Annotated in this window: 25 protein-coding genes; 13 read left to right on the top strand and 12 right to left on the bottom strand. The window is 46.5% G+C overall.

All coding sequences use genetic code 11. The features are described from left to right. Nucleotides 1–29: 29 nt before the first annotated feature. The 4 genes from nirB to cobA all read left to right on the top strand — a co-directional run bounded on the left by nirB (nt 30) and on the right by cobA (nt 4,757). Nucleotides 30–2,588, top strand: coding sequence for a nitrite reductase large subunit NirB (gene nirB / locus MD588_RS13105; protein ID WP_265697780.1), 2,559 nt, complete (start codon nt 30–32; stop codon nt 2,586–2,588). Between the two features lie 2 nt (nt 2,589–2,590). Then, nucleotides 2,591–2,914, top strand: a complete 324-nt coding sequence (gene nirD / locus MD588_RS13100; RefSeq protein ID WP_265697778.1) for a nitrite reductase small subunit NirD — start codon at nt 2,591–2,593, stop codon at nt 2,912–2,914. A 151-nt stretch (nt 2,915–3,065) separates the two neighbouring features. Next, complete coding sequence (locus MD588_RS13095; protein ID WP_265697777.1) at nt 3,066–3,920, top strand: formate/nitrite transporter family protein; 855 nt, start codon at nt 3,066–3,068, stop codon at nt 3,918–3,920. A 78-nt stretch (nt 3,921–3,998) separates the two neighbouring features. Then, complete coding sequence (gene cobA / locus MD588_RS13090) at nt 3,999–4,757, top strand: uroporphyrinogen-III C-methyltransferase (protein WP_265697775.1); 759 nt, start codon at nt 3,999–4,001, stop codon at nt 4,755–4,757. Between the two features lie 39 nt (nt 4,758–4,796). Here cobA and MD588_RS13085 read toward each other — a convergent pair whose 3' ends face one another. Together MD588_RS13085 and MD588_RS13080 are read right to left on the bottom strand one after the other, a co-directional pair. Continuing rightward, nucleotides 4,797–5,264 carry a YeeE/YedE family protein gene (locus MD588_RS13085; RefSeq protein WP_265697774.1) on the bottom strand — a complete coding sequence of 156 codons (468 nt, stop codon included), beginning with the start codon at nt 5,262–5,264 and terminating at the stop codon, nt 4,797–4,799. A 24-nt stretch (nt 5,265–5,288) separates the two neighbouring features. Next, the gene (locus MD588_RS13080) at nt 5,289–5,708 is read right to left on the bottom strand and encodes a YeeE/YedE family protein (RefSeq protein ID WP_265697773.1); all 420 of its coding nucleotides are present in this window, start codon (nt 5,706–5,708) and stop codon (nt 5,289–5,291) included. A 203-nt stretch (nt 5,709–5,911) separates the two neighbouring features. On the opposite strand from MD588_RS13080, the gene MD588_RS13075 reads away from it, so the two are divergent. Further along, nucleotides 5,912–7,615 carry an FAD-dependent oxidoreductase gene (locus tag MD588_RS13075; protein WP_265697772.1) on the top strand — a complete coding sequence of 568 codons (1,704 nt, stop codon included), beginning with the start codon at nt 5,912–5,914 and terminating at the stop codon, nt 7,613–7,615. 82 nt (nt 7,616–7,697) lie between these two features. Here the strand turns inward: MD588_RS13075 and MD588_RS13070 are convergent, their stop codons facing one another. From MD588_RS13070 to MD588_RS13060, 3 genes are all read right to left on the bottom strand, one after another. Next, entirely contained in the window at nt 7,698–8,645 is a 948-nt protein-coding gene (locus MD588_RS13070) for a hypothetical protein (protein ID WP_265697770.1), read from the bottom strand. A gap of 387 nt (nt 8,646–9,032) precedes the next feature. Beyond that, on the bottom strand, nt 9,033–9,428 hold the full coding sequence (locus MD588_RS13065; protein WP_265697769.1) for a DUF805 domain-containing protein: 396 nt from the start codon (nt 9,426–9,428) through the stop codon (nt 9,033–9,035). Nucleotides 9,429–9,538: 110 nt separating this feature from the next. Further along, nucleotides 9,539–10,441, bottom strand: coding sequence for a LysR family transcriptional regulator (locus MD588_RS13060; RefSeq protein ID WP_265697768.1), 903 nt, complete (start codon nt 10,439–10,441; stop codon nt 9,539–9,541). Between the two features lie 155 nt (nt 10,442–10,596). Here MD588_RS13060 and MD588_RS13055 point away from each other — a divergent pair, with 155 nt between their 5' ends. The 4 genes from MD588_RS13055 to MD588_RS13040 all read left to right on the top strand — a co-directional run bounded on the left by MD588_RS13055 (nt 10,597) and on the right by MD588_RS13040 (nt 15,328). Continuing rightward, nucleotides 10,597–12,294 (top strand): L-lactate permease, encoded by a 1,698-nt coding sequence (locus MD588_RS13055; RefSeq protein WP_265697767.1) that lies wholly within the window; start codon nt 10,597–10,599, stop codon nt 12,292–12,294. 185 nt (nt 12,295–12,479) lie between these two features. Then, a complete protein-coding gene (locus MD588_RS13050; RefSeq protein ID WP_265697766.1) occupies nt 12,480–13,232 on the top strand; it encodes a (Fe-S)-binding protein in 753 nt (250 codons plus the stop codon). A 1-nt stretch (nt 13,233) separates the two neighbouring features. Then, the gene (locus MD588_RS13045; RefSeq protein WP_265697764.1) at nt 13,234–14,667 is read left to right on the top strand and encodes a LutB/LldF family L-lactate oxidation iron-sulfur protein; all 1,434 of its coding nucleotides are present in this window, start codon (nt 13,234–13,236) and stop codon (nt 14,665–14,667) included. Nucleotides 14,668–14,677: 10 nt separating this feature from the next. Then, complete coding sequence (locus tag MD588_RS13040; RefSeq protein ID WP_265697763.1) at nt 14,678–15,328, top strand: LutC/YkgG family protein; 651 nt, start codon at nt 14,678–14,680, stop codon at nt 15,326–15,328. Nucleotides 15,329–15,398: 70 nt separating this feature from the next. Here the strand turns inward: MD588_RS13040 and MD588_RS13035 are convergent, their stop codons facing one another. From MD588_RS13035 to MD588_RS13025, 3 genes are read right to left on the bottom strand one after another with little or no spacing between them, the layout of a single operon-like run. Continuing rightward, entirely contained in the window at nt 15,399–16,769 is a 1,371-nt protein-coding gene (locus tag MD588_RS13035; RefSeq protein WP_265697905.1) for a TRAP transporter large permease, read from the bottom strand. 5 nt (nt 16,770–16,774) lie between these two features. Continuing rightward, the gene (locus MD588_RS13030; protein WP_265697762.1) at nt 16,775–17,341 is read right to left on the bottom strand and encodes a TRAP transporter small permease subunit; all 567 of its coding nucleotides are present in this window, start codon (nt 17,339–17,341) and stop codon (nt 16,775–16,777) included. Between the two features lie 54 nt (nt 17,342–17,395). Continuing rightward, nucleotides 17,396–18,481 carry a TRAP transporter substrate-binding protein gene (locus tag MD588_RS13025; RefSeq protein WP_265697760.1) on the bottom strand — a complete coding sequence of 362 codons (1,086 nt, stop codon included), beginning with the start codon at nt 18,479–18,481 and terminating at the stop codon, nt 17,396–17,398. Between the two features lie 389 nt (nt 18,482–18,870). Between MD588_RS13025 and MD588_RS13020 the strand changes: the two genes are divergently transcribed. Further along, nucleotides 18,871–19,083 carry a hypothetical protein gene (locus tag MD588_RS13020; RefSeq protein WP_265697759.1) on the top strand — a complete coding sequence of 71 codons (213 nt, stop codon included), beginning with the start codon at nt 18,871–18,873 and terminating at the stop codon, nt 19,081–19,083. Here MD588_RS13020 and MD588_RS13015 read toward each other — a convergent pair. Continuing rightward, nucleotides 19,070–19,345, bottom strand: coding sequence for a hypothetical protein (locus tag MD588_RS13015; protein WP_265697758.1), 276 nt, complete (start codon nt 19,343–19,345; stop codon nt 19,070–19,072). The two genes, MD588_RS13020 and MD588_RS13015, sit on opposite strands and share 14 nt — an antisense overlap. Nucleotides 19,346–19,814: 469 nt before the next feature. Further along, entirely contained in the window at nt 19,815–21,032 is a 1,218-nt protein-coding gene (locus MD588_RS13010) for a NupC/NupG family nucleoside CNT transporter (protein ID WP_265697757.1), read from the bottom strand. A gap of 449 nt (nt 21,033–21,481) precedes the next feature. Here MD588_RS13010 and MD588_RS13005 point away from each other — a divergent pair, with 449 nt between their 5' ends. Then, a complete protein-coding gene (locus MD588_RS13005; protein WP_265697755.1) occupies nt 21,482–21,922 on the top strand; it encodes a c-type cytochrome in 441 nt (146 codons plus the stop codon). A gap of 65 nt (nt 21,923–21,987) precedes the next feature. Here MD588_RS13005 and MD588_RS13000 read toward each other — a convergent pair whose 3' ends face one another. After that, complete coding sequence (locus MD588_RS13000) at nt 21,988–22,908, bottom strand: LysR family transcriptional regulator (RefSeq protein WP_265697753.1); 921 nt, start codon at nt 22,906–22,908, stop codon at nt 21,988–21,990. Between the two features lie 128 nt (nt 22,909–23,036). Beyond that, nucleotides 23,037–24,665, bottom strand: coding sequence for a methyl-accepting chemotaxis protein (locus MD588_RS12995; RefSeq protein WP_265697751.1), 1,629 nt, complete (start codon nt 24,663–24,665; stop codon nt 23,037–23,039). Nucleotides 24,666–25,049: 384 nt separating this feature from the next. Between MD588_RS12995 and MD588_RS12990 the strand changes: the two genes are divergently transcribed. Both MD588_RS12990 and pstC read left to right on the top strand, forming a co-directional pair. Next, nucleotides 25,050–25,868: a phosphate ABC transporter substrate-binding protein gene (locus tag MD588_RS12990; protein WP_265697749.1), complete on the top strand. Its 819-nt coding sequence runs from the start codon at nt 25,050–25,052 to the stop codon at nt 25,866–25,868. 110 nt (nt 25,869–25,978) lie between these two features. Continuing rightward, nucleotides 25,979–26,890 carry a phosphate ABC transporter permease subunit PstC gene (gene pstC, locus MD588_RS12985; protein ID WP_265697748.1) on the top strand — a complete coding sequence of 304 codons (912 nt, stop codon included), beginning with the start codon at nt 25,979–25,981 and terminating at the stop codon, nt 26,888–26,890.

Raw genomic sequence — 26,890 nt, 5'->3', positions numbered from 1 at the left:
AGATTTAACGCCTTTGTTAAGAGGATCTTATGAGCAAAGTCAGATTGGCGATTATCGGTAACGGTATGGTCGGCCATCGCTATATCGAAGAATTAGTCGATAGAGCAGACATGGAAAACTACGAAGTGACTGTTTTCTGTGAAGAACCACGCATCGCATATGACAGGGTTCACCTGTCTTCTTATTTCTCCCACCATACAGCCGAAGAGCTTTCCCTGGTCAAAGAAGGCTTCTACGAAAAACACGGCATCAACGTTCTGATTGGTGAACGTGCTATCACCATCAACCGCGCTCAAAAAATCATCCACTCGAATACCGGTCGTGAAATTCAGTACGACAAACTGATCATGGCAACGGGTTCCTACCCTTGGGTTCCACCGATTAAAGGTAATGAAGGTAAAGACTGTTTCGTTTACCGCACCATTGAAGATTTAAAAACCATTGAAGCAACCGCCAAACGCAGTAAAAGCGGTGTCGTTGTAGGTGGTGGCTTGCTTGGTCTCGAGGCCGCTGGCGCACTGAAAGCACTTGGCGTCGAAACCCATGTTGTCGAGTTTGCCCCCGTCTTAATGGCAGAGCAGCTCGATCCTCAAGGCGGTGAACAGCTACGCAAGAAAATTGAAAAACTCGGCGTGAATGTCCACACCGGAAAAAATACCAAAGAGATCGTTGCTGAAGGCGAGAATGCACGTAACACCATGCACTTTGCCGACGGTACGTCACTTGAAGTCGACTTCATCGTATTCTCGACCGGTATCCGCCCGCAGGACAAGCTTGCGATGCAGTGTGGCTTGGCCACTGGCCGTCGTGGCGGTATTGCCATCAACGATAACTGTCTCACCTCGGATGAAGATGTTTACGCAATTGGTGAGTGTGCGTCCTGGAACGAAATGTTCTACGGTCTGGTGGCACCTGGCTACAAGATGGCGCAGGTAGCTGTCAGCCACCTGCTCGGGGACGACAATGCCTTTGAAGGTGCCGACATGAGTGCCAAGCTGAAACTGCTGGGTGTAAAGGTCGGTAGTATCGGTGATGCCAATGGCCGTACTCCAAACTGCAAGAGCTATGTCTACCTCGATGAAAACGAAGAAGTGTATAAGCGCATCATCGTTTCTGAAGACGGAAAGAAACTGCTTGGTGCGGTGCTGGTTGGTGATACGTCAGACTACGGCGATCTGCTCCAGCTGATGCTGAACGACATCGACCTACCCAAACATCCTGACACACTGATCCTTCCGGCACATGCAGGCGCGGAAAAGCCGTCTCTCGGCCCAGACGCGCTGCCTGAAAGTGCTGTGATTTGTTCATGCTTCGACGTGACTAAAGGCAAGATCGCACAAGCTGTCGCAGAAGGTCACCATACACTGGCTGACATCAAAGCCATCACCGGCGCAGGTACTGGTTGTGGTGGATGTATCCCTCTGGTCACGTCTGTATTGAACGCTGAGCTGGCGAAAACAGGTATCGAAGTGAAAAACGATATCTGTGAGCACTTTGCTTACTCTCGCCAGGAGCTGTTCCACCTGATCCGCATCGAAGAAATCAAGACGTTCGACGATCTGCTTGAAAAATACGGCAAAGGTTACGGTTGTGAAGTCTGTAAGCCTGCAATTGGTTCGATTCTGGCGTCTTGCTGGGGTGATCACATCCTCAAGCCACAATTGGTAAAGCTGCACGATACTAATGACAACTTCCTTGGCAACATCCAGAAAGACGGCTCTTACTCTGTCATTCCGCGTATGGCGGGTGGTGAAGTCACACCACAAGCACTCGCAGAACTGGCTAACGTGGCGGCGGAATATAACCTGTACACCAAGGTAACAGGTGCTCAGCGTATCGGCTTGTTCGGCGCTCAGAAAGATGACTTGCCTGAAATCTGGCGCAAGCTGATTGACGCAGGTTTCGAAACAGGTCAGGCCTACGCTAAAGCACTACGTATGGCGAAAACGTGTGTTGGCTCTACCTGGTGTCGTTACGGTGTACAAGATTCGGTAGGTCTGGGTTCATTCATCGAAAACCGCTACAAAGGCATCCGTACCCCACACAAGATGAAGTTCGGTGTATCAGGCTGTACCCGTGAGTGTGCCGAAGCACAGGGCAAAGATCTTGGCATCATCGCTACTGACGCAGGCTGGAACATGTATGTGTGTGGTAACGGAGGTATGAAACCTCGCCACGCCGATCTTCTGGCCACCGATTTGGATCAGCAAACGCTAATTAAGTACATCGACCGCTTCATGATGTTCTACATCCGCACTGCAGCACCACTACAGCGCACATCAGTATGGATGGATAACATGGAAGGCGGTGTGGACTACCTGCGTGAAGTTATCATCGAGGACAAACTTGGCATTAACGCTCAGCTGGAAGCCGATGTTGCCCGTCTGGTTGATGAATTCCGTTGTGAGTGGAAAGACACGATTGAAGACGAATCCCAACTGACCCGCTTTGCCCACTTCATCAACTCAGATATGCGTGACGACAACGTCGTGTTTGTTCCAGAGCGTGACCAGCACCGTCCGGCAACGTTCACCGAAAAACACCCTGAAGCTAAAGGCGACATCCTACACGTGGAACTGGAGAACTAATCATGGCTTTTGAACAAGTTTGCGATATCACCGACATCACCCCAGGAACTGGCGTTTGCGCACTGATCGGCGGTCAGCAAGTGGCGGTTTTCCGTCCAAGCGAAGAAGAGCAGGTTTTTGCTATCAGCAACATGGACCCATTTGCCCGTTCAAACGTATTGTCACGCGGTCTGATTTGTGAGCACCAGGGTGAGCTTTGGGTAGCCAGCCCGCTTAAAAAGCAGCGCTTCAACTTGAGCTCCGGCATATGCATGGAAGATGAGCGTTTCAATATCAAAGCGTTCGAAGCTCGTGTTACAGACAGCAAGGTAGAAATTGCTGCCTAGGGTGTGAAGGACGCCCCTAAGGTGACATTCGCCGAGATTTAATAGCGAAAAGGCTTCTTGCTCCGAGCTGGATTTTACGGAGAGGAACAGGGAGCCTTTGTCTATTCAATCTTAACTTTTAATTTTTAAACTTCTGATAATAAGGATTATTATGTCTTATAACAAACCTGCTGAATTCGTTCAGACGATGATCGACACTGGCGAAGCGAAAGTGCGCACATCGACTCGTGACCTGATCTTACGCGGCACGATGGCAGGCATTATTCTTTCTCTGGCCGTTGTTGTAGCCATTACAACTATCGTACAAACCGGTGTCGGCATTGTTGGCGCTTTAGTCTTCCCAGTAGGTTTTTGTATTCTAAGCCTGATGGGTTACGACCTGCTGACGGGTGTTTTTGGTCTTGCACCACTGGCTAAGTTTGAAAACCGCAAAGGCATCACCTGGAGCCGCATCCTGCGCTGTTGGGGCTATGTTGGTCTAGGTAACCTTATCGGTTCACTGCTTGTTGCTTTCCTTGTTGCACTAACATTCACGATGAACTTCAGCGTCGAAGCGGGTGCTGTCGGTGAAAAATTCATTGCCGCTGCGACAGCACGTACTGTGGGTTACGCCGAACATGGTATGAATGGTTGGATCACTGTGTTCGTTAAAGGCATTCTTTGTAACTTAATGGTTTGTTTAGGTGTTATTGGTAACATGACAGCCCGTTCTGTAGCAGGCAAAATTGCAGCAATGTGGCTACCAATCTTTATCTTCTTCGCACTCGTATTTGAACACGCGGTAGTCAACATGTTCCTATTCCCACTAGGTATGATGCTAGGCGCTGATTTCGGTATCGCGACTTGGTTGAACTGGAACCTTATCCCAACAGTGCTAGGCAACCTAGTGGGTGGTCTTCTATTTACGTGTGTGCCTCTATACCTCACTCACGCAAAAACAGCACCAGCAATTGACGTAGAAAATGATGCAGAGATTCACGCAGAGCCAGTGTTAAGCACTAATTAATCACCCTATCTGGCCCTGCGCGGATTATACGGGGCCAGCTCTTACCCTTCACCATCCATTGAATTGATAGGCATTGCTATGACCACCAATCACACATCGTTAAACAGCGGTTTTGTTTCTCTTGTTGGTGCAGGGCCGGGTGATCCGGACTTGCTCACCGTAAAGGGACACCGCGTGATCCAACAAGCAGAAGTGGTGGTCTATGATCGTCTGGTATCAAAGGAAATTCTGGCATTGGCAAGCTCAGATGCCGAAATGATTTATGTCGGTAAAAAACTGGATTTTCACTGTGTGCCGCAAGATCAGATTAATCAGATCTTAGTCGACAAAGCCAAAGAAGGGAAACGTGTTGTTCGCCTAAAAGGCGGCGACTCTTTTATCTTCGGGCGAGGTGGTGAAGAGCTGGAAGAATTGGCTAAACACGGGATCAGGTATGAGGTTGTTCCGGGCATTACTGCAGCAGCCGGCGCGACAGCTTATGCGGGAATACCATTAACGCATCGAGACCACGCGCAAAGCGTTCAGTTTATTACAGGCCACATCCAAAAAGACGGTCGAGAAATTGAGTGGGCATCACTGGCACAGTCGAACAATACGCTGGTGTTCTATATGGGACTAAAGCAGAGTGGCCACATTAGCGACAAGCTGATCACGCATGGTCTGGCCGCAGACACTCCGTGTGCCATTATCGAAAATGGTACACGCGAAGAGCAGCGTGTACTCACAGGTAACTTAGCTAACTTGGCAGAGCTTGCACAACATGCCCAAAGCCCGGCTTTGATCGTTATCGGCAGTGTGACAACGTTAAGCGAATCGTTACAGTGGTTTAATCGCTAAAAGTAGTGTATCAAAGGGCACTTAATCGCGCCCTTCTTATCAGCTATGGGTAATAATCTCGCTCTTTTCCTGCTTATTCACGACAAAACCAGCAGCAAGCATGCCAAACAGCATTGCTGCAATAAATATCAGCATTGAAGGATTCAGGCCTGAAATGGACGTCACTGCAGGTCCTGGACAAATACCCGCAATCCCCCAGCCTAGCCCAAACAATGCAGCGCCGCCCACAAGCTTCTTATCAATCATACGATTATTGGACAGCCTGAACCGCGGGCTACATACGGGGGCGGTGCGTTTTTTTATCACCAAAAGGTAGATGGGCATAAATACCGCCAATGCTCCCCCCATCACAAACATCAAACTTGGATCCCATTCGCCGGTAATATCTAAAAAGCCAATAACCCGCTGCGGGTCGACCATACCTGAAATCATCATTCCCAAGCCAAACAAGGCTCCGGATAAAGCCGCGATTAACTGTGAGGCGACCGCCTGTAACGACATTTTCATTATCAATCTCCGAGTAAAGGTGAATTAGAACAAATGCAAACGGACAAACACGGTGGCAACAGCCACAGCCATAAACACGCCTGTGGCGACAATTGAGCGCCCTGACAAACGCCCCATCCCGCAAATACCGTGGCCGCTGGTACACCCATTACCGATTTTCGTCCCTATCCCGACCAGTAATCCTGCAACTCCCACCCAAAAGAACGAACTAACTGGCAATGACTGCGGTAATTCAAAACCCAGTTTGGGCGCCAAAAGCCCGCTGGAAATCATCCCTATGATAAAAAGCACCCGCCATAAAACCTCACCGCTTACCGGCTTCAGCAAGCCTGAAACAATGCCGCTGATCCCGGCAACTCTTCCGTTGATCAACAGCAGTACACTTGCAGACAGTCCTAACAGCACGCCTCCGAACAAGGCATCCCACGGAATTTCAAACTCCATCACACTCTCCTACTCTCTCACTTTGCATAATTAAAACCCTTCTTTAAATTAGAGATTACTAAAATTCATATTTCAGTCAAGGATAAATTAGATAAAATTAAATTAGACTTTGCTAATTAATGGTTTTATAGTGATAACCATTGCTATAACACAAGGCGAAGCCGTAACTTTTCCAGCATTGCCAATTCTTACAGGAGAGTGTAATGACCAAAATCCTCATCATCGGTGGCGTGGCTGGCGGCGCATCTGCAGCGGCACGCGCTCGTCGTCTCAGCGAAAATGCTGAAATCATTATGTTTGAGCGTGGCGAGTTCGTATCATTTGCCAACTGTGGTTTGCCTTACCATATTGGCGGGGATATCCAGGATCGCAGTAAACTGCTGCTTCAGACACCAGAAAGCTTTCTCGCCCGTTTCAATGTGGATGTTCGGGTGATGAACGAAGTGGTAAGCATCAATCGCTCAGACAAAACAGTTACCGTCCGCAACACCCTCGATAACAGTGAATATATTGAAAGCTACGACTTTCTGCTGTTAAGCCCCGGCGCAGCACCTGTTGTTCCGCCTATCCCTGGGATTGATAACCCACTGACCCACTCTCTGCGTAACATTCCGGACATGGACAAGATCATCAAAACTATCGAGATGAACAAGCCTGAACATGCAACGGTTGTAGGCGGTGGGTTTATTGGCCTTGAAATGATGGAAGCCTTCCACCAACTCGGTATCAAGACCACATTGATTGAGATGGCGGACCAGGTAATGACACCTGTCGACAAAGAGATGGCAGGCTTTGTCCATCAAGAAATTCGCAGTAAAGGCATCGACCTCCGCCTGGGAGTCGCTCTCGAGTCTGTTAACTACCAGCCAAGTGACTCTGTCGCCAACGAAGATGCAGGCGAAAGCCCTGAGCATCAACACCTATGCGGTGAGCTTACGCTTAGCCTGAATAACGGCGATACATTCAACACCGACATCTTAATCATGGCTATCGGGGTGCGTCCGGAAACCAAGTTAGCCTCTGAAGCGGGTTTAAAGATTGGCGAGCTTGGCGGGATCTATACCAACGATTCAATGCAAACCAGTGATCCTGCTATATATGCAGTTGGCGATGCGGTTGAAGAAACCGATTTTGTAACAGGTAATCCGACACTTGTTCCGCTTGCAGGCCCAGCTAACCGTCAGGGACGTATGGCTGCCGACAACATGTTTGGCCGTAGAGAGACCTACCAAGGCACACAAGGGACAGCGATTTGTAAGGTGTTCGACCTGGCCGTTGCCTCGACAGGTAAAAACGAAAAAACACTCAAACGTGAAGGCGTCTGCTTTGAGAAGGTCTATGTCCATACCGCAAGCCATGCCAGCTACTATCCCGGTGCAGAAATCGTATCTTTCAAGATGCTGTTTGCTCCGGAAACTGGCAAGATCTTGGGTGCACAGGCTGTGGGCAAAGACGGCGTCGACAAACGTATCGATATCATGGCCGTTGCCCAACGTGCCGGTATGACGGTTGAACAACTCCAGCACCTTGAACTGACCTACGCGCCACCTTATGGCTCGGCAAAGGATGTGATCAACCAGGCCGCGTTTGTGGCTAACAACATCATCAAAGGTGATTTGACACCAATCCATTTTGATCAAGTCGATAATCTACGAAATGATCAGCTATTACTAGATGTTCGTAATCCGGCTGAGCTGGACAAACTTGGGACAATTCCCGGTGCAATCAACATTCCAGTTGATAGTTTACGCCAACGGCTCCATGAGCTACCGAAGGATAAAGAAATTGTGATCTTGTGCCAAGTCGGACTCCGTGGCAATGTTGCCTACCGCCAACTAGTCAACAATGGTTACAAGGCAAAGAACCTTATTGGGGGTTATCGTACCTGGATAGCTGCGAAACAATAATTACACAACAGACTAAAAAGCCTAAAGCGTTTGCTTTAGGCTTTTTAAACGTTAACCAAAAGCGTAATTTCTACATGAAGATTTAATAACCTGAAGAGCTATAGGTATCTTTCGAATCATCATATGGGTCTTCGTATGAGTCATCATCCGAGTCATCATATGGATCTTTGTATGAATCATCGCCCGAATCATCATATGGGTCTTCGTACGAATCATCGCCTGAGTCATCAGTATCATCGCCATAATGGGCTGCATAGTAATCTTGATAGAAGTAATGTTTATACCACTTATTCCAATAGGGGTGATCGCGATTCACTTTCTTCAAATCAATAATGAACAAACAATCAAAGAAGATCGGGTCACCAACAGTATTGGAGAATTTTTCTAGATTCACCATCCCTGACAGCCGCACAGTGCCACGAAGCCATTCATAGTCGCCTGTTGCTTTCAGAACACTATTTTTATCACTGGAAGCACCGGTAATGTGGGTTATATACTCACCATCAGGCGTTACCGTAGGCTGTAAAACAGGCTGAACCGTAGTAAGACCTCGGGTAACAATTTGACCGCCGGGTAAATTGAAGAATGTGGTACCAATTAATTTCACCCCATCGCCATTGCCAGCTGGAGTTATGTCAGAAAGACAGTCAGTTGCCGTACCAACAAGTTCGCCATCAGCTATATTTTTAAGCTCGACATCAAAACAAGAAGCAAGATCTGGATAACCATCTCCATCGATATCAGGCACATACTTTTCGTACATGTAGTTTTTACCCACCAAGTTCAAAGCCAGTCTTTGCTTTGTATCCTCATGGTATGGCTTATAGCTTTTATAGCCGTAATAGTCATAGTAATCTTTATACTTATGTTTATTACCTTTATGCTTTCCTTTTGATTTTTCATCACTTTTATAGGACGAGTTTTCATATGAATCTTTCTTGTTACTCTTGTCGCTAGACGCTATGGTGAAACCGGAAAAACCGATACATACCGCCAAAACTGACAATGCTACCTTGTTCATTCTCTTCATCACGACTCTCCACAAACATCATGTGGCATCACTTGATATTTTATTAGCCAACAAAAAACATTGTTAAACCACCACCTACAGACACTTCATTTTTAGACAATAAATTATTACCTCCTATATAAATTGATAGGAGGTAATGGCTTAACTTTGTTAATTGTAGATGCTTTAAACTAGTTTATAAAAAGTGCGAATAAGAAGCATTTTTAAATTAAATCACTGAATAGATTTAGTTTTCTTAATTTCAATACGATTTGAATTGCTAACTATCTGTTCTCAGTTCTCACAACTGAGAACAAACAAAATAAAGCATTGAATTTAATGGCAATAAGCAAGAATTAGATTTGGGCTTATTGTATATTGAGTTGAAAATCGATCTTATTGGAGCTCTTAGACTTTAAACTGGCCTAACGAATCTGGACCACCCTCTTTCGGATTCGGGCCATATTCATTACTGCCTGGAGCACTATCCAGAACAAAGAAATAAATCAAAACCAATGCACCGATCAGCGGGATAATACCGAGTAGCATCCACCAGCCGCTGCGATCGGTATCATGCAACCGACGAACCCCAACAGCAATACTCGGAATAAGAATTGCCAACGAATATATCGTACCAAGAATACCAGCGCCTTCTCCCGCCCCAGGATTACCCATGGCACTATCTATAAATGCCAACGCAATACTGATAATCACGTTAAACAAGAAGAAATACCAGTACTCCTGCCGCCGTGCCCGGCCCTTAAATACGGCATAGTTTTTTAGTACGTGAATATACCAGTTCATTGATTTTCCTTTATCTTTATATTTTTACCTACCCAAAGTATATCTGCTAGAAAAATTGTTACTCTCGAAAATTGTTTAAATAAACACAATTTCCGTTCAATTACATACCGTCAAAAATAGTAATGCATTGACAAATAACGTTCTCGAATGTGTTCAATGAGCAAACGTATTTTCTGGGACGGCTGGCGTGTATAAGGATAAACAGCATAGATCCCGAGCTTTTTTCCAACTTTATCAGGAAATAAATCGACCAGCTTACCATCAATAAAATCATGATATACAAGACAACGAGGTACATAGGCGATGCCATATCCCCCTAATGCCGCCTTTCTCAACGCTGTCGCATTATCGGTCGAGAAGTTTCCGCTAACATGCAGAATATAGTTTCCCTGCTCACCAACAAATTGCCACTCTGCCGCCCCTGTTGTCTGATAGGCATACTTCAGACAATTATGGTTCACCAAATCTTCCGGCTCCATCGGCCTGCCAACCCGACTGATATATGACGGAGCCGCACAAATTACCCACTGTGAATCCAGAATGTGCCTTGCAATTAAACTTGAGTCTTCTAAGTAACCCGTACGGATCACCAAGTCATAGCCGTCTTCCACCAGATCCACAAAACGATTATCCAGTGACATATCAACTGTCATTCCCGGGTGAAGCATACAAAACTCAGCCACAGCATCTGCAAGCAACAGGTCACCAGAAATAGTCGGCACTGACATTTTGACATGACCGCTGACTTTTTCCCCATAGCCACTTACCGCATCAACCGCTTCGATTGCTGCCTGCTTCACATTTTTCGCACCTTGATAAAGGACTTTGCCGGCTTCACTTACGGTTAACTTTCGAGTGGTACGGTACAAAAGCTGCACCCCCAAGTCTTCTTCCAGCCTCGCAATTCGCTTGCTAACCACAGAGTTTGTAAGAGAATTCTGCTCGGCCACTTTGCTGAATGAGCCACATTCCACCACCTGGGCAAAGAGGATCAGATCGTCTGTTTTCGCCATGATTTATCAACTTTTGGAATTAATCTTTTTCATTATTTCCCTATATCAAGAAAAAATAAAGCGGTAATGTCACACCAAATTAACAAAACCCCTACACTCCATAACAACGCCTGACAACGTTTGATACAAAACAGCAGTACAAAGGAAGTAATGTCATGAACGAAACACTACTTGCAATAATTGCATTTTCACCCATAGTGGTCGCCGCCGTACTTTTGGTGGGATTAAACTGGCCAGCGAAACGTGCCATGCCTGTGGCTTTCATATTAACCGTGGGTATAGCCCTGTTTATCTGGGATATGTCTGCAACTCGCGTCATTGCTTCATCGATCCAGGGGCTGCTAATTACAGTCGCCGTATTGTGGATCGTCTTCGGAGCCATATTCTTGCTGAATACGCTGAAGCACACCGGGGCGATTGCAACAATCCGAAGTGGCTTTACCGATATTTCAACCGACCGCCGTGTACAAGCAATAATTATTGCCTGGTGTTTTGGTTCATTTATTGAAGGTGCTTCGGGCTTCGGTACCCCTGCCGCCATTGCCGCTCCCCTTTTGGTTGCTATCGGTTTCCCGGCTTTGGCTGCAGTTGTGATGGGTATGATGATTCAATCTACCCCCGTATCATTCGGTGCTGTTGGAACTCCGATCATTGTAGGTGTAAACAAAGGCCTAGATACTCATAACATTACAGAAGCACTGATTGCCAATGGCTCTACCTGGGATATTTATCTGCAGCAAATCACTAGCAATGTAGCCCTGATCCACGCAGCGGTCGGAACATTGATGCCAGTATTAATGACAATGATGCTGACTCGCTTTTTTGGTAAGAAAAAATGCTGGAGAGAAGGGCTGGAAATCCTACCTTTTGCCATTTTTGCCGGCCTTGCATTCACCATTCCTTATGCGTTAACCGGCGTCTTTCTTGGACCTGAATTCCCTTCTCTGATCGGTGGTCTTGTCGGCCTGGCTATTGTGGTAACCGCAGCCAAGAAAGAGTTTCTGGTTCCTAAAAACCACTGGGATTTCGAAAGCGAGGACAAGTGGCCTGAAGAGTGGTTAGGTTCTTTGAAAATGGATCTGACCGAGAGCGAGAAAAAGCCAATGAATATGGCACTTGCCTGGGCTCCCTATGTACTACTCGCTGTCGTACTGGTTGCCAGCCGCGTCAGTACAGACTTTAAAAGCTTCCTAACCGGGATCAGCCTTTCATTCAGCAATATTCTTGGCGAAACAGGTATCAGCGCTGCGATTCAGCCTCTGTATCTGCCTGGCGGTATCCTGGTGTTCGTCGCCCTGATGGCGGTTATTCTGCAATCTCGTAAAGCTGCGCCTTTAGTTAAATCACTGGGTGAATCGAGCAAAACACTGGTTGGTGCAGGCTTCGTACTGGTATTCACCATTCCTATGGTACGTATCTTCATCAACTCAGGCGTCAATGCGGCCGATTTGGCCAGTATGCCGGTGACGACAGCCAACTTCGCTTCCGGGCTAGTCGGCGACTTCTTCCCGGCTCTCAGTGCCACAATTGGTGCTCTCGGTGCATTTATCGCAGGTTCCAACACCGTTTCAAACATGATGTTCAGTCAGTTCCAGTTTGAAGTGGCACAGACTCTGAGCATATCTAGTGCCGCAGTTGTCGCACTACAAGCGGTGGGGGCAGCTGCCGGTAACATGATCGCAATTCATAACGTCGTTGCCGCATCTGCGACTGTCGGGTTGCTTGGACGTGAAGGGGCTACATTGCGTAAAACCGTAATCCCAACGTTCTACTACCTTGTCATGACTGGGATAATTGGTCTAACCATTATATACAGCTTCAACATCTCAGATGCATTAACGCTGTCTCAGTAAATACCGATAAGCCGTTATTCAGCATGTAACTGTACAACTTACAGCAATATCGCCAACCCATAGAGAAAGTGCAGCGTTTATTCATATAAATTAGCACTTTCTCTTTTCATTAACAGCTAATCGCTATCAAACAACTACGATCAATCAAAATAGCAACGGTTAACATAGATAACAGGAGTATTCAGATGCGTATTTACCCTGCCAAACCGGATAAGGTGTACTTCTACGCGACTTGTCTGGTTGATATGTTCGACCCGGAAGCCGGACTCGATGCCATTACGTTGCTGGAACAGCAGGGCATTGAAGTCATTTTTATCGAGAAACAAACCTGTTGCGGGCAACCCGCCTACAGCTCGGGTTATGATCAGGAAGCCAAACAAGTCGCCCTCAGCCAGATGGCACTCTTTGAAGAAGACTGGCCAGTCATTGTATTGTCCGGCTCCTGCGGCGGTACAATGCATCACCACTATCGCCGCCTGTTCAAAGCTGACGATAACCACACTGAAGTGAATGCCTTTTGTGATCGTGTCTTTGAGTTCACAGAGTTTCTGGTAAACGTATGCCGCGTGAAACTTACCGATCAAGGCGAAGCAACCTCAGTCGTCATGCACACATCCTGCGCCGCCAGGCGGGAAATGAATGTCCACGTTACAGCGGCCCAGCTACTCAAACAACTCGACAACGTTGAGTTGCGAGAGCAAGCCTACGAGAGTGAATGCTGTGGATTTGGCGGTACCTTTGCCGTTCGCCACCCAAATATCAGCCAGGCTATGGTTGAAGACAAAACTCGTCACTTGTCTGAGACCCAGGCCGAAGAACTCGTCAGCGCAGACTGGGGCTGCCTGCTGAACATTAATGGCGCATTGGAATATCAAGGTAAGCCAATGCGCGGCCGTCACCTTGCCAGCTTCTTACTGGAACGGACTGGGGGAAAATAACATGGCAGAACATAAATCAGAACCGTCTCCGCAGTTGTTCCACTCTCAGGCCAAAGACGCACTAGCCGATAAACAGCTTCGCCAAAACTTTCGCGGTGCTATGGATTACTTGCGAGACAAACGCAAAACCGCCTTTTCCGATCTGGCTGAAGAGAAACGCATTCGTGATCTCTCTGAAGCCATTCGCCAACGCTGCCTGAGCAAGCTACCCGACTTACTCGAACAGCTTGAGGCCAACTGTATCCAAAATGGCATGCAAGTGCATTGGGCGCAAGATGCCGAGGAAGCCAACATCATCATTGCCAAGATTGCTCAGAAGCACCACGCCAAGATGATTATCAAAGGCAAGTCCATGGTGAGTGAAGAAATTGAACTCAATCATGAAATGGCTGAGCTGGGCATCGAATGTTTAGAAAGTGATATGGGGGAATACATTGTTCAGTTGGACGGTGACAAGCCGTCTCATATCATTATGCCGGCCATTCACAAGAACAAGCAGGAGGTCAGTGATACCTTCGAGCACAACCTTGACGACTTTACCCCGACGCTGGATGTCGATGCGCTGATCCAAACTGGTCGAAGTCGACTGCGCCAGAAGTTTCATGATGCCCATGTCGGCCTGTCCGGGGTCAATTTTGCCGTCGCTGAAACCGGAACGCTATGCCTGGTCGAAAATGAAGGTAACGGCCGGATGTGTACTACAGTACCCAATGTACATATCGCCATCACCGGTATCGAAAAGGTGGTAGAATTTCTGACTGATGTTCCCCCGCTCTTAAGTGCCCTTACCCGTTCGGCAACAGGCCAGGCCATCACCACCTATTTCAATATGATCAGCTCACCACGTCGGGAAGGCGAACTGGATGGACCGGAAGAAGTTCATCTTGTTTTGCTCGACAATGGCCGCTCGCAGGCTTATCGCGATGAAGAAATGCGTAAAACCCTGCAATGTATTCGCTGTGGTGCCTGTATGAACCACTGTCCGGTCTATACCCGTATCGGTGGCCATGCCTACGGTACGGTTTACCCGGGCCCGATTGGTAAAATCATTTCTCCGCACCTGATGGGGCTGGAAAAGACCAAAGATTTAGTCACGGCATCCAGTTTATGTGGCGCCTGTGGTGAAGTCTGCCCGGTACGCATTCCGATCCCTGAACTACTACAACGCCTGCGCCATGAATCCAAAAACCCGCCCGCTCTGGGTACGGAAGCCATTGATGGCCAGCAAGCAGCGGCCAATACTGCAGAGAAACTGGCGATGAAAAGCTTCGCTTTTGCGGCCACGCATCCAACGCTGTACCACACCGGTACACTGGCAGCGACCAAACTGAAAGCCCTGATCCCCCGCCGTCTTGAACCATGGACCCAGTGCCGAACCGCGCCAAAACCTGCAGATAAAACCCTGCACCAACTGCTGAAATCACGGAAAAAATAAGGAGAGAACAATGAGCAAAGCACGTCAAACGATTTTGTCTCGCCTCCGTGAAGTCGATGCCCCCCTAAGGCATTCAGACACCTCAGCCTATCAACCCTGGACGGCGACTTCTGAAACAGAGCTCCAACAACGATTTGTTGACGGCCTAACGGCAAGCCATGCTGAAGTTTTCAGCACCACTGCCGAACAACTGGAGAGCGTATTAAGTCAGCTCCTCGCAGATAAACAGCTGAGTCACATCGCGATAGGAACTGGAGGAGAGTTTCTGCCCGCCATTGAACAGGCCACCCAACAGGCTCAACCGGTAGTCTTTGAACGTGACATTAAGAGGTTGAAAACTAAATTGTTCGAGCAGGTCGATGCCGGTATCACCCATTGCCTGGCAGGAATTGCCGATACCGGGACGCTGGTTCTGTGGCCCGACAGCCAAGAGCCTCGTACCCTCTCTCTGGTTCCCCCCACCCATATTGCAATCATCAAGCGGTCCACACTGGCGAATAATTTTACCGAACTCATGCATGAACAAGCCTGGCACACAGGTATGCCAACCAACTCAGTATTGATATCAGGGCCATCAAAAACAGCGGATATTCAACAAACACTTGCCTATGGTGCCCATGGTCCTCGTGAATTAGTCGTGGTTCTGATTGAGGACAAATAAAAACGAGCACGTCACCATTATATCGACGTGCTATTTCTAACAAGGCTAATCCAAATGACTTGCGGATAAACTAGCCATAAACAATGTCAGGCAACCAGGTTGCCAAGGACGGCCAGTACGCCAACATCCCGATCACCAACAACTGAATAGCAATGAAGGGGATTACCCCACGGTATATCTGCTGGGTTGAAATGGCATCTGGAGCAACCCCACGCAAATAGAAGAGTGAGAAGCCAAATGGTGGCGTCAGAAAAGAGGTCTGAAGATTTAACGCAATCATTATGCCCAGCCAAACCGGGTCAAGATCCATACTCAGCAAGATCGGGGCGACAATCGGAATGACCACAAAGGTGATTTCGATGAAGTCGAGGAAAAAACCCAGCAGGAACATGACTAACATAACGAGTAATACTGCACCAAACACACCTCCGGGCAGATTAGTGAGAAACTCGCGAACCAGATCATCACCGCCAAATCCACGGAATACCAGCGAGAACACTGAAGCACCGATCAGGATCATAAATACCATGGCCGTCACTTCGGTCGTGCTTCGCATTACTTCCCGTAATATACCAACAGTAAAGCTCTTCTTTACCTTGGCAAGAAGCATTGCCCCGACAGAGCCAACTGATGCGGCCTCTGTCGGTGTTGCGATCCCTCCCAGAATTGAGCCCAGCACCAACACTATTAGTAGAATAGGCGGGAAAAGAACCGTTAGTACCTGCATCCACAACTCTTTGCTGACCTTACGCTCTTCCTTAGGGATCGGTGGAACCTTTTCCGGAGCCACTGCAGCAATGATGATCAGGTAAATACAATAAAGCCCAACCAAAATAAACCCCGGGATCAAAGCCCCAAGAAACAGATCGCCGACGGTAATACTTTCTGGTGCAAAGATCCCCTGATCGAGTTGCGCCTGCTGGTACGAAGAAGAAATCACATCACCCAGTAAAACAAGAACGATGGAAGGAGGAATAATTTGACCTAAGGTGCCTGACGCGCAGATAGTACCTGTCGCCACTTCTGCCGAATAGCCGCGTCGCACCATTGTCGGCAAAGAAAGTAGCCCCATCGTCACGACCGTCGCACCAACAATCCCGGTACTGGCAGCCAGCAGCATACCAACCAAAGTAACAGATAGTCCTAATCCGCCTGCCAAACCACCAAACACCAGCCCCATTGTATCGAGCAACTCTTCGGCTATTTTCGACTTCTCGAGCATGACGCCCATAAACACAAATAGCGGAATAGCGATTAAGAGCTCATTGGACAGTATGCCTTGAAGGCGATTCGGAATGGCTTCTAGAAATACCGGGTCAAAAGTCTCAGTAAACGTACCTATGAGGGCAAATAATAATGCAGAACCGGCCAAGGAAAACGCAACTGGATAGCCAGCCAGCAAGACAATAAACACAAAGCCGAACAGCAGCAGTGGCAGCATTTCAATCATAACCCATGCTCCTCGACGTGTTCATTCAGTGCCTCAACAGCTGATTCATAGCCGCTCAATATCAGGATGCATTTTAGACATTCAGCAATCCCCTGCAGGATCATCAGTGCTGGCATCAGCAAAATTGAGGTTTTGAACAAATAACGGGCATTAATCCCTCCCGCCTCTTGCGAGCCCTCCAGCATCTGCCAAGAGAAGGCAACATACTCCCAGGAGATATAAAATACAAAGCCACAAGTGGGAAGCAGTAATAGGAAAAAGCCAATGAGGTCAACCCAAGCTTTTTTTCGCAACGGCATAGGACGGTAGAAAATATCGACCCTGACATGGGCTCCTTTCAGGAGGGCATAAGCCGCCCCAAGCATAATTACATAATTGTGAAAGTACGTAATTGATTCCTGGAGAAATACCGAACCGATATTGAAAATATAGCGCATCACAACCACGAGAAAGGTGATGAGAACAATAGCCAGCACAAACCATGACACAATCCGACCGGTAAAATCGCTAAATCGATTTATAGTTCGAATCAGGCGAAGCAACAAAGGAGAAGGTGTATCCATACAACATTCATCCCGTTATTTACGATATTGGAATTTCAAGCCGACACGTATCACTTATTGCGGATTCCTTGCATTGAGGTATGACTGTTCGGAAAGTTCATGCCAGTCAACAGCCTGATCGCGAAATGCTTTATACGACGCATAGACTTTCTTGCTCATCGCATCTTTTTGAGCTTCTTCCTCAACCACCTGCTCAGACAATGCCTTTAGCTGCTCAAGTACCTCGGCCGGATACGGACGCAAATCGACCTTATGCTCCTTAACCAGGCGTCCCAAAGCCGCATTGTTTCGTGCCGTGTATTCCGCCAGCATATTGGCATTTGCAACCCGAGTGGCATTCAAGACGATTGCCTGTAAATCTTTGGGAAGTTTTTCGAAAGCCTTCTTGTTGACCAGCGCCTCAAGCGTAGTACCTGGCTCATGCCAACCAGAGTAGTAGTAAAATTTCGCCGCCTTATGAAGCCCAAAAGCCATATCGTTATAAGGGCCGACCCACTCTGTCGCATCTATAGCACCTGACTGCAGTGCCGGAAATATTTCCCCACCGGGCAATAAAACCGGAGTCCCCCCCGCGCGCTTGAGTACTTCACCGCCAAGGCCTGGAATACGCATCTTTAATCCTTTCAGATCATTGAGTGAATTAATTTCCTTGTTAAACCACCCCCCCATCTGAACACCGGTATTGCCTGCTGGCATCGGGATAATGCCAAAAGGAGCATATGCTTCTTGCCAGAGCGCCAAGCCTCCACCACTGTAGATCCAGCTATTCATTTCCTGCGCCGTCAGCCCAAAAGGAACAGCGGCAAAAAATTGACCTGCGGGTACTTTTCCTTTCCAGTAATACCCCGCGCCGTGCCCCATCTCGGCAGTACCGCGTGATACCGCATCGAACACTTCCAATGCACCAACAAGCTCCTTCGCTCCGTAAACTTTTACCTGAATACGGCCATTACTCATTTCTCCAATCAGTTTGGCGAGATCATTGGCGCCAGTTCCAAGGCCTGGAAAATTCTTCGGCCAAGTCGTGACCATTTTCCACTTATATTCAACCTTGGCTGCATTAGCAAAAAGTGGGGTCAGCAGCACACCGGCAACCGTTACAGATACTGCTAGTTTCTTGATGACATCCTTGAAAACCATCTTGCTCTCCTTGCACATTGTTACAATCCAAGTTGTAACTATTTTGTTAGTTCAACTTTTACTATAGATTTCGTCTGACTCGCTATGCATAAATTACTGATAAATTTGAACTCGCTCATAAAATTGTCGTGTTCAATCAGTTTATGCAAAGCTTGAATCGCCAACGGCATAACAGCGACAAAATGCTAAGACAGCATCAATAAAGAAAATAGTAATTGCGAAAAACTAAGAGGTGAGTTACATAAAATAACTCTATGACTTACAAGCTATAGGTATGGTATAAGCAAGCGCACTAAACCAGGTTGCATACCAACATATTTGGTCTACCCTTTTAGTTAATAAAGCCTACATTTTAAGTACACTGAAAGACAAACGGAAAGGAATCTGAGATGTCTGCTGAACTGCCCAAAGAAAAGAACCACTCGCTTATTTTTTTAGGCTCCTGCCGTCATTGTAACAACGCAACTTTAATCCACGTTCTAGAGCTTAATATTCAGACATGCGCCTATTGCCATCATCAAACACCAATTTCTGACAGTTTAAGTAACCCGCCAACCAAAGAAAATCAACATTGTGAAATAGCTAATACTAATACAGCTTAATCCTAACCACCTTCATAACCTCAATCTCAAAGCCTGCGACAGTTTCTATACCAGGGTAGTAGGTCATATTAACCTTCGCTCCTTTCAGGCTTTTGTACCTTTTCTTGCGTTTAAATTTAAACGGTACATCACAGGCCTCAATCATCAGTGTATGCAATACCCAATCCCCATCATCACGCTGGGTATGCGAGGTGACTTTAACCCCTTCCGAATGAATGAGCTTTTCATGATTATTCAGTAGGCTATCGACAGGTGACTTCATACTTTTTCTCGACATTTCTTTTGTTGGAATGCTAATACCAAATCCACTAATTATCTGATCAATTCAGCGAGAGTTAAAATCCTTTTAGACAAGGCGATAAATTGAAAATCTAGTGTCTAAATTGAAATTTATTAACGTAGTATAAAGGGATTTTAAACGCGCCCAAAGGGAACGCCACTGGAAGCTTTAATGGGATGTCACCTAAAAGCGACATGAGACATAGAGTAACGTCTTAAGACGAGGATGATGAGGGGAACAAAACTAATTCGTATTTCGTATCACTTTTGAGACATAAACCAATGCGCTGCCACACTAGAATTAATTTTGTCCTTAGGTCTTAGATGCAATCGAAAAGAATGCCCACTTCGCGTGGGCTTTCTTTTACCTACATATAAGTTATAAAAAAGCAGAGAGCCAAGTGGCTCTCTGCTTTTTTTATCTTGTTTATCATGCTATTGAAGCAATAACATTAGAACGATAGGAAGATTCCTGCAAGCGTTGCACTCATCAAGTTAGAGAGTGTTGCCGCAAAAATAGCCTTCATGCCTAGTCGTGCGATATCAGGTCGGCGGCTTGGTACCACACCGCCAAGACCACCCATCATCATAGCGATAGAAGTTAAGTTGGCAAAACCACACAGTGCAAAAGTAACGATAGCCTGTGAGTGTTCACTTAGCTGATCTTTAACCGCGATTAGATCGGCAAATGCCACAAACTCATTAACCGCAATCTTCTTACCAATTAGGCTCGCAGCAACAGTAGCTTCTGACCAAGGAACACCGATCAGCCATGCAACAGGTGCAAATAGATAACCGAATAGCAGTTCCAGGCTAAGATCCTCAATGCCAATCCAGTTACCAATATGACCAAGACCGCCATTCAGCAATGCAATCAAACTAATAATTGCCAGTAAGCTTGCACCAACAGCCATTGCAATCTGCAGGCCGCTCAGCGCACCTTGAGAAGCGGCATCAATGATATTTACCGGTGCGCCTTCGTCTTCATCTTCCACTTGAGGCTCTTCGCTCAACTCTTCAGTCTGCGGAACCAGGATTTTTGCCATCATCAGGCCAGCAGGCGCAGACATAAAACTGGCTGCAATCAGGTAGCTGATTTCAACACCCAGACCGGCGTAACCCACCAAAGTACCACCAGCAACCGATGCAAGGCCACCGACCATTACAGCAAACAGTTCAGAACGGCTCATTTTGGCCAGGTAAGGACGAACAACTAAAGGTGCTTCAACAGAACCAACAAAGATGTTTGCCGTTGCCGACATCGACTCTGTACGGCTCGTACCTAACAGGCGTTGCAGCCCACCACCGAGAACACGGATCACCCACCCCATGATACCGAGGTAATAAAGAACAGAGATCAATGCTGAGAAGAATACGATTGTAGGCAAAACATTAACGGCAAAAATAAAGCCGATTTTGAATTTTGCCAAGTCACCAAATAAAAACTCTGAGCCAATACGGCCATAGTCGATAACACCAGAGACGGCATTAGACACAGTATTCAGTACTTCACGTCCCACCGGCACGTATAAGATAAAGCCTGCAAACACAATTTGAATTGCAAACGCCCCACCAACAGCACGCCAGCTGATAGCACGACGATTTTCTGAAAATAAAATAGCAACCGCAAATAGCGTAATAATGCCTAAGATGCTGACCAAATAGCCCATGGCCATTCTCCAATGTAGTCTTTTAGTAAACGATTGCGGCGGCATTGTATGGATTTAAAAAACTGTGACAAGGTTCAAATTGTTACGCCTATTTACAGTTTCGATACACTTAGCAGAGATTCTGTAGAAATTATCATCAAAGCAAACGAAATCGGCCAATTGGTTCCTCAGGCGAATACTGTTGTTACCACAGCTGACAATCAGAGCATTTTATGCCATAGCTCTGTGTGCTCGATAAGCGTCTTTATGCGGCATGCAGAAGCTGACCGGCACCGTTTGCTCAGGTCTGCTCGGTCAAATCATCATCCGTTTTCAGACAAATTAACCATGTGTTTTTTGTAACTATTTATCCCAAAATCGCCAAATCTTACTCTACACTTGTCATTACTATACTCATTCTCGAATCGCCAACTGCATGTTGGTACTGCGCTTACACGGAGTGATATGTCATGAACAAGCTAAAAATACTAACCATACTGCTAATTATGATAGGGCTTAGCGGGTGTGAACAAAGTGCAACAGGCTTCAGTCTGCCAGCCGGAGATGTAGCCAAAGGAGAGCAGGTATTCTTAAGCATGCAATGCTTAAGCTGCCATGAAGTGGAAGGGTATGAACGACCAGAAGGTACTGAAGACACGCTGTCGGTCAGCCTTGGCGGGAAGGTCCAGAGCCTAAAAACCTATCCAGAACTTGTCACTTCAGTCATCAACCCGTCACATCGCTTAGCCAAGGGATATGATACAACGAAGATTCAGGTTGAAGGTGAATCGGTTATGCCAGTCTTCAACGATGTATTAACAGTGACCGATCTAGTCAATCTCATCACCTTCCTGGAATCTAAATATGAATTAGAACCTTATAGCCAAACGAAATACATAATGTACCACTAGAGCATAATCCCATCCTGCCAAGGCGTTGCACCCCAGACTCATCAGAGGATATATGCATACTGGGATCAGAATAAATTACGATCCCAGTATGCGGGTTCGCCAATATGATTACGCACAAAGTCGATAAAGACCTTCACTTTTGCTGGCAAGAATTTATGTCGAGGATAGATGGCATACAACGGCATATGCTGGTTCAGTTGCCAATCTGGCATCAAACGGATTAGCCTCCCCTCCCTGAGTTCATTTTTCAGCAAGTAAGTGGCCAAGTAACCAATACCATTTCCGGCCAGGGTTGCATCCCTGATAGCGTCTGCGGAGTCAACCCGGTAATTGCCTTTTACCTTAATCTGCAGATCTTGTTGCTCGCGACAAAAACTCCACGTCGTGTCTTTTCGCTCACGGCTATAGTAGGTAATACAGTTATGCTGCTTCAGGTCTTCAGGATGATATGGAACTCCGTGTTTTGCCAGGTATTCGGGGCTAGCAGCAAGCACAAACTGACAGTCAGTCAAGTGCCTGGCGACAAAACCTTCCGGCGGCGAATCCATAATACCAATCCACAAATCCAGCTGTTCCGATATCAGATCGACACGATGGTCAAACAGGCTCATTTCGAGATCCAATTGCGGATACTGTTCATGAAACTCAGAAATATAAGGGCCAATATGGTTCAGTGCAAATGACTGGGCAATCCCAACCCGTAAAGCGCCCTGAAGCGTATCTGAATCAAGCAGCAATTCACTCTCGGCCTCATTTATTTCATCAACAATACTGGCGCAGTGAACGGCAAACTGGCGCCCCGCCTCTGTCAGCGCAAAAGATCGGGTCGTGCGCTGAACGAGCTGAACGCCAAGCCGTTGCTCCAATTGCTGCACCTGTTTGCTAACTTGAGTCCTGGAAATATCTAATAGCTGTGCCGCACGGGTAAAACTTTGCTGCTTGGTCAGTGCGTTAAACACCACCATTTGCTGAGCTTTTTTGAGCATGAGTACCTTTGACTAAATCCTAGAACCTAATTCTAGAAACTGTATATGACATAAAAACAAAAAAGCCCGTATAAAACGGGCTTTATACGGCTTGTTTAACACAGGCCTTAATCAAATTGTATGCGAGGTTAAAGTTTAAAGAAAGACAGTTGTTGCTTCTGTTTTTCTGCTAGCTGGGATAGTTCATTACTTGCAGAGGCACTCTGACTAATACCAGCGACATTTTGATTAACAATTTCAGACATATTAGTGACGTTACGGTTGATGTCCTGTGTCACCTGCGATTGCTGCTCAGCAGCCGTCGCTACCTGAGTGTTCATATCACTAATTTGAACCACAGATTCAGTGATCCCAACCAGCGCCTCATTTGCTCGGGTTGCCAGCTCTTGGTTACGTTCAAGCATCTCAAGACTAAGCTGCATACTGTCATTGGCATTATTTGACTGTGATTGCAGCTCTTCGATAATCGCCTGGATCTCTTGAGTCGAATCCTGAGTGCGCGCCGCAAGCATACGAACTTCATCCGCAACGACAGCAAAACCACGGCCCGACTCACCGGCACGTGCCGCTTCGATCGCAGCATTCAGCGCCAGCAGGTTTGTTTGCTCCGAGATGCCTCGAATAACTTCAATGACCTTGCTAATTTGTTCAGATTGCTCTTTCAGACGAGTCACAACACCCGCCGCATCAGACAATGTCTGGGTCATTTGAAGACTAGCCGCATTGCTCTTCTCGAAAATATCCAAACCTTCTCTTGCCAGTTCATCGGTTTGCTTAGCTGTAGAATCCGCCGCGGTTGCATTATCACTCACATTATCCGCGGTGCTCGATAGCTCATTGACCGCCGAAGCAACCTGATCAATTTCATTGAGTTCTGACTGGGCATTAGCTTCAGACTGAGTCATTACTGCCGCAAGCTCAGTTGACGCCGAAGCAACATCTTCACTGATACGGACTAACGCATCAACAGTATTTCGAAGCTGCTCAACCGTCGAATTCACATCGCCACTCAGCTGGGCAATTTCGTTGGTGCCATCTTGCTCGGCACGAACACGCAAGCTTCCTGACGCCACTTCACGCATCACAGCCTGCAGCTTTACAATTGGATTAACGATCTGGCCTGATAGCCACCAAGCAATTGCCAGTACAGCCACGAAAATCAAGAAAATTGCCATTGATGCAGTAGACATCAGTGCTTTATTGTTTTCTGCACTTTCTGTCATGCTCTGCTTCGAATAAGTATTCACACGCTGTGATAGCTGGTTAATAGAACCAACCATTGCATTACCAATCTGGCGATATTGTGCGATAAAACTATCAAGCTCAGCATCACTCACTTCACCGTTATCATGACGGGTAAGTACATCAACAGCTCTCGTCGAATAATTAATATAGTCATTAATAGTACTACGAACTTTCTCAGAGTCAGCTTTAAAATCAGGTACCTTTTCAAGCAGGTGCAGCTCTGCAGTAACATCTCGAGCCGTCATTTTTAACTCATTAAGAAACGAACTACGGCGTTTGGCATCATAAATCGCATATACCGCGCTTATACGTAACGGATAAATACGATCATCAATACCGGCAAGCGTATCTTTATAATCAACAAGGTTCTCAGTATTGGTCGAAATGATATGTTGTTCATTTTCTAACTTTGTTTTTGTTGTTAGCAAAGATACCAGCAAAACGACAACCATCAGCATAACAGGCAGTAACACCTGATATCGAATTGATAAATTTTTCAATGAAAATTGCATTACAGCCCCAGTAAAGATTGTTCGAGTATCCGTACAAGCGAATAAAAAATATTAAAAATTAACTTAGCAAAGGGCAGAAATATAGATCCAGCTCACATATTTGTCCATTAAAAACATGGAAAAAGCTATTATTTGCCAGTAAAGCTTGAAATTGGCCCAAATAATAATTAAGCAAACAAATACAACCAGACGCCATCATCACCACGCGCTATCAATAAGTGAATTTCCCCCCCCAAAATCAACCAAGCACTTATTATCCATCCATGACGACCGTCATAGAGTGTTCAAACTTCTGAAACATGATTGTCATGAAACTCTCCTAATCTTGGCTTCGTTCATTCAAACCTATTGGCAATAAGGCCAGCTTTTTTAAGGATTAGGAAAATGAAAACAAAGGTTATTGGTGCGCTAGCCCTAGCAGGTTCAATGGTATTCAACACTGCAGCAGCAAACGAGACTATCTCTGTTGTAGGCTCAAGCTCCGTATCGCCAATCATGGAAGTACTTGGTGAAACCTATGCAAAATCTAATAATGTAACTGTCGAGGTTCAAGGTCCGGGCTCTTCTGCCGGCGTTCGTGCAGCACATGATGGTTCATCTGACCTTGGTATGAGTTCACGTAATCTTAAATCTTCGGAAAAAGCCGACAATATTAAAGAAGTGGTTATTGCTCGCGATGGCATTGCCGTTGTCGTTCATAACAACAACCCAGTTACCGACCTAACAAAAGAAGAAGTTTCTAAAATCTACAAAGGCGAAATCACTAACTGGAATCAGGTTGGTGGCGAAAACAAGCCAATCGTAGTTGCAACACGTGATACAGCATCTGGTACACGTGGTGCATTCGAAGACATTATGTCACTGAAGAAGAAAATCAACGGTATTAAAGTATCTGCTATCTCTCAGCGTGCGCAGGTTGCCAGCGGCAACGGCCAACTGAAAACCATTGTAGCGAACAACCCGTTTGCTATTGGCTACATATCTCTGGGCTCGGTAGACGGCTCTGTTAAGCCTCTGGCAATCGACAACCATCAGCCTTCTGTTGAAGCGATAAAATCAGGTGAGTACGGTGTTCAGCGTCCATTCCTGGTTGTATACAAAGAAGGCCGCCCATCAAAAGCAGCACTTGAGTTCTTAAAGTGGGTGAATAGCTCAGAAGCTCAGGAAATCGTTGCAGGCAAAGGCTTCATCTCTATTAACTAATAATGCTTAAAACTTTGTCCGGTCGGCGTCTTGATGGCGGTGACCGGTCTTTCTTGATTCCTCGGTATTTGAATAAGCCCTTTGCTTGATCAGTATCTGGAGTAGTACTTATGACCATCGCAAATAATATAGAAACCACGACTAAAAGGTCTTCGCTAAAAGCCAAAGATAAAATCGACTGGCGCGAAGTATTCTTTAAATACCTATTCCTTGCCAGTGCAGCATTGGGAATTTTATCGTTAATCACAATTGGTTATTTCATCTTCCGGGAAGGCTATGCTGCCATTGAGCACTCTGGTATTTCAGGTATCGTTTTAGGTACTGACTGGCTGCCACCAGCACTTTATGGTATCGCACCAATGATTGTGGCCTCCGTCGTATCAACTGCCGGTGCGGTTGTTATCGGTGTGCCAATCGGTGTACTAACGGCTATTTTCATTGCCGAAGTCGCTCCGGCACGTCTTGCGAATATTATTCGCCCGATGATCGAGCTACTGGCCGGTATCCCGTCTGTGGTTTACGGTTTCTTCGGTTTGGTTATCATTGTGCCATTGATTCAGGACATCTTTACTGTGCCTGCCGGTAACACGGTTCTGGCGGGAATCATTGTTTTGGCAATCATGATTTTACCAACGGTAATTACGGTTTCTGAAACCTCAATTCGAGCTGTACCTCGTAGCTACAAAGAAGGTTCTTTGGCGCTGGGTGCATCTCATATGTTTACTATTTTCAAATTGCTCGTGCCTGCAGCTCGCTCAGGCATCATGACCGGAGTCATTCTCGGTGTTGCTCGCGCACTTGGTGAAACCATGGCCATCATCATGGTAATGGGTAACTCACCAGCCATGCCAGAAGGCCTTCTAGACTCGGCGCGTACACTGACAGCAAACATCGCCATTGAGATGTCTTATGCAACCGGTGTTCACGCAAGTGCACTATACGCAACCGGTATTGTCTTGCTCGTCTTTATTATGATGCTAAATGCCGCTCTCCTTTATCTGAACCGTGAGCGCGCGAGGTAA

It is taken from the genome of Photobacterium obscurum (assembly GCF_026191635.1).
Lineage (GTDB): Bacteria > Pseudomonadota > Gammaproteobacteria > Enterobacterales > Vibrionaceae > Photobacterium > Photobacterium obscurum.
Note: the sequence above shows the minus strand (reverse complement) of the source record. Positions and strands in the feature narration are given on the sequence as shown.

Bases quoted from the DNA above. Each gene is read 5' to 3' on its own strand.
- nirB (WP_265697780.1), top strand. From the start codon at position 30: ATGAGCAAAGTCAGATTGGCGATTATCGGTAACGGTATGGTCGGCCAT.
- nirD (WP_265697778.1), top strand. From the start codon at position 2,591: ATGGCTTTTGAACAAGTTTGCGATATCACCGACATCACCCCAGGAACT.
- MD588_RS13095 (WP_265697777.1), top strand. From the start codon at position 3,066: ATGTCTTATAACAAACCTGCTGAATTCGTTCAGACGATGATCGACACT.
- cobA (WP_265697775.1), top strand. From the start codon at position 3,999: ATGACCACCAATCACACATCGTTAAACAGCGGTTTTGTTTCTCTTGTT.
- MD588_RS13085 (WP_265697774.1), bottom strand. From the start codon at position 5,264: ATGAAAATGTCGTTACAGGCGGTCGCCTCACAGTTAATCGCGGCTTTA.
- MD588_RS13080 (WP_265697773.1), bottom strand. From the start codon at position 5,708: ATGGAGTTTGAAATTCCGTGGGATGCCTTGTTCGGAGGCGTGCTGTTA.
- MD588_RS13075 (WP_265697772.1), top strand. From the start codon at position 5,912: ATGACCAAAATCCTCATCATCGGTGGCGTGGCTGGCGGCGCATCTGCA.
- MD588_RS13070 (WP_265697770.1), bottom strand. From the start codon at position 8,645: ATGAAGAGAATGAACAAGGTAGCATTGTCAGTTTTGGCGGTATGTATC.
- MD588_RS13065 (WP_265697769.1), bottom strand. From the start codon at position 9,428: ATGAACTGGTATATTCACGTACTAAAAAACTATGCCGTATTTAAGGGC.
- MD588_RS13060 (WP_265697768.1), bottom strand. From the start codon at position 10,441: ATGGCGAAAACAGACGATCTGATCCTCTTTGCCCAGGTGGTGGAATGT.
- MD588_RS13055 (WP_265697767.1), top strand. From the start codon at position 10,597: ATGAACGAAACACTACTTGCAATAATTGCATTTTCACCCATAGTGGTC.
- MD588_RS13050 (WP_265697766.1), top strand. From the start codon at position 12,480: ATGCGTATTTACCCTGCCAAACCGGATAAGGTGTACTTCTACGCGACT.
- MD588_RS13045 (WP_265697764.1), top strand. From the start codon at position 13,234: ATGGCAGAACATAAATCAGAACCGTCTCCGCAGTTGTTCCACTCTCAG.
- MD588_RS13040 (WP_265697763.1), top strand. From the start codon at position 14,678: ATGAGCAAAGCACGTCAAACGATTTTGTCTCGCCTCCGTGAAGTCGAT.
- MD588_RS13035 (WP_265697905.1), bottom strand. From the start codon at position 16,769: ATGCTGCCACTGCTGCTGTTCGGCTTTGTGTTTATTGTCTTGCTGGCT.
- MD588_RS13030 (WP_265697762.1), bottom strand. From the start codon at position 17,341: ATGGATACACCTTCTCCTTTGTTGCTTCGCCTGATTCGAACTATAAAT.
- MD588_RS13025 (WP_265697760.1), bottom strand. From the start codon at position 18,481: ATGGTTTTCAAGGATGTCATCAAGAAACTAGCAGTATCTGTAACGGTT.
- MD588_RS13020 (WP_265697759.1), top strand. From the start codon at position 18,871: ATGTCTGCTGAACTGCCCAAAGAAAAGAACCACTCGCTTATTTTTTTA.
- MD588_RS13015 (WP_265697758.1), bottom strand. From the start codon at position 19,345: ATGAAGTCACCTGTCGATAGCCTACTGAATAATCATGAAAAGCTCATT.
- MD588_RS13010 (WP_265697757.1), bottom strand. From the start codon at position 21,032: ATGGGCTATTTGGTCAGCATCTTAGGCATTATTACGCTATTTGCGGTT.
- MD588_RS13005 (WP_265697755.1), top strand. From the start codon at position 21,482: ATGAACAAGCTAAAAATACTAACCATACTGCTAATTATGATAGGGCTT.
- MD588_RS13000 (WP_265697753.1), bottom strand. From the start codon at position 22,908: ATGCTCAAAAAAGCTCAGCAAATGGTGGTGTTTAACGCACTGACCAAG.
- MD588_RS12995 (WP_265697751.1), bottom strand. From the start codon at position 24,665: ATGCAATTTTCATTGAAAAATTTATCAATTCGATATCAGGTGTTACTG.
- MD588_RS12990 (WP_265697749.1), top strand. From the start codon at position 25,050: ATGAAAACAAAGGTTATTGGTGCGCTAGCCCTAGCAGGTTCAATGGTA.
- pstC (WP_265697748.1), top strand. From the start codon at position 25,979: ATGACCATCGCAAATAATATAGAAACCACGACTAAAAGGTCTTCGCTA.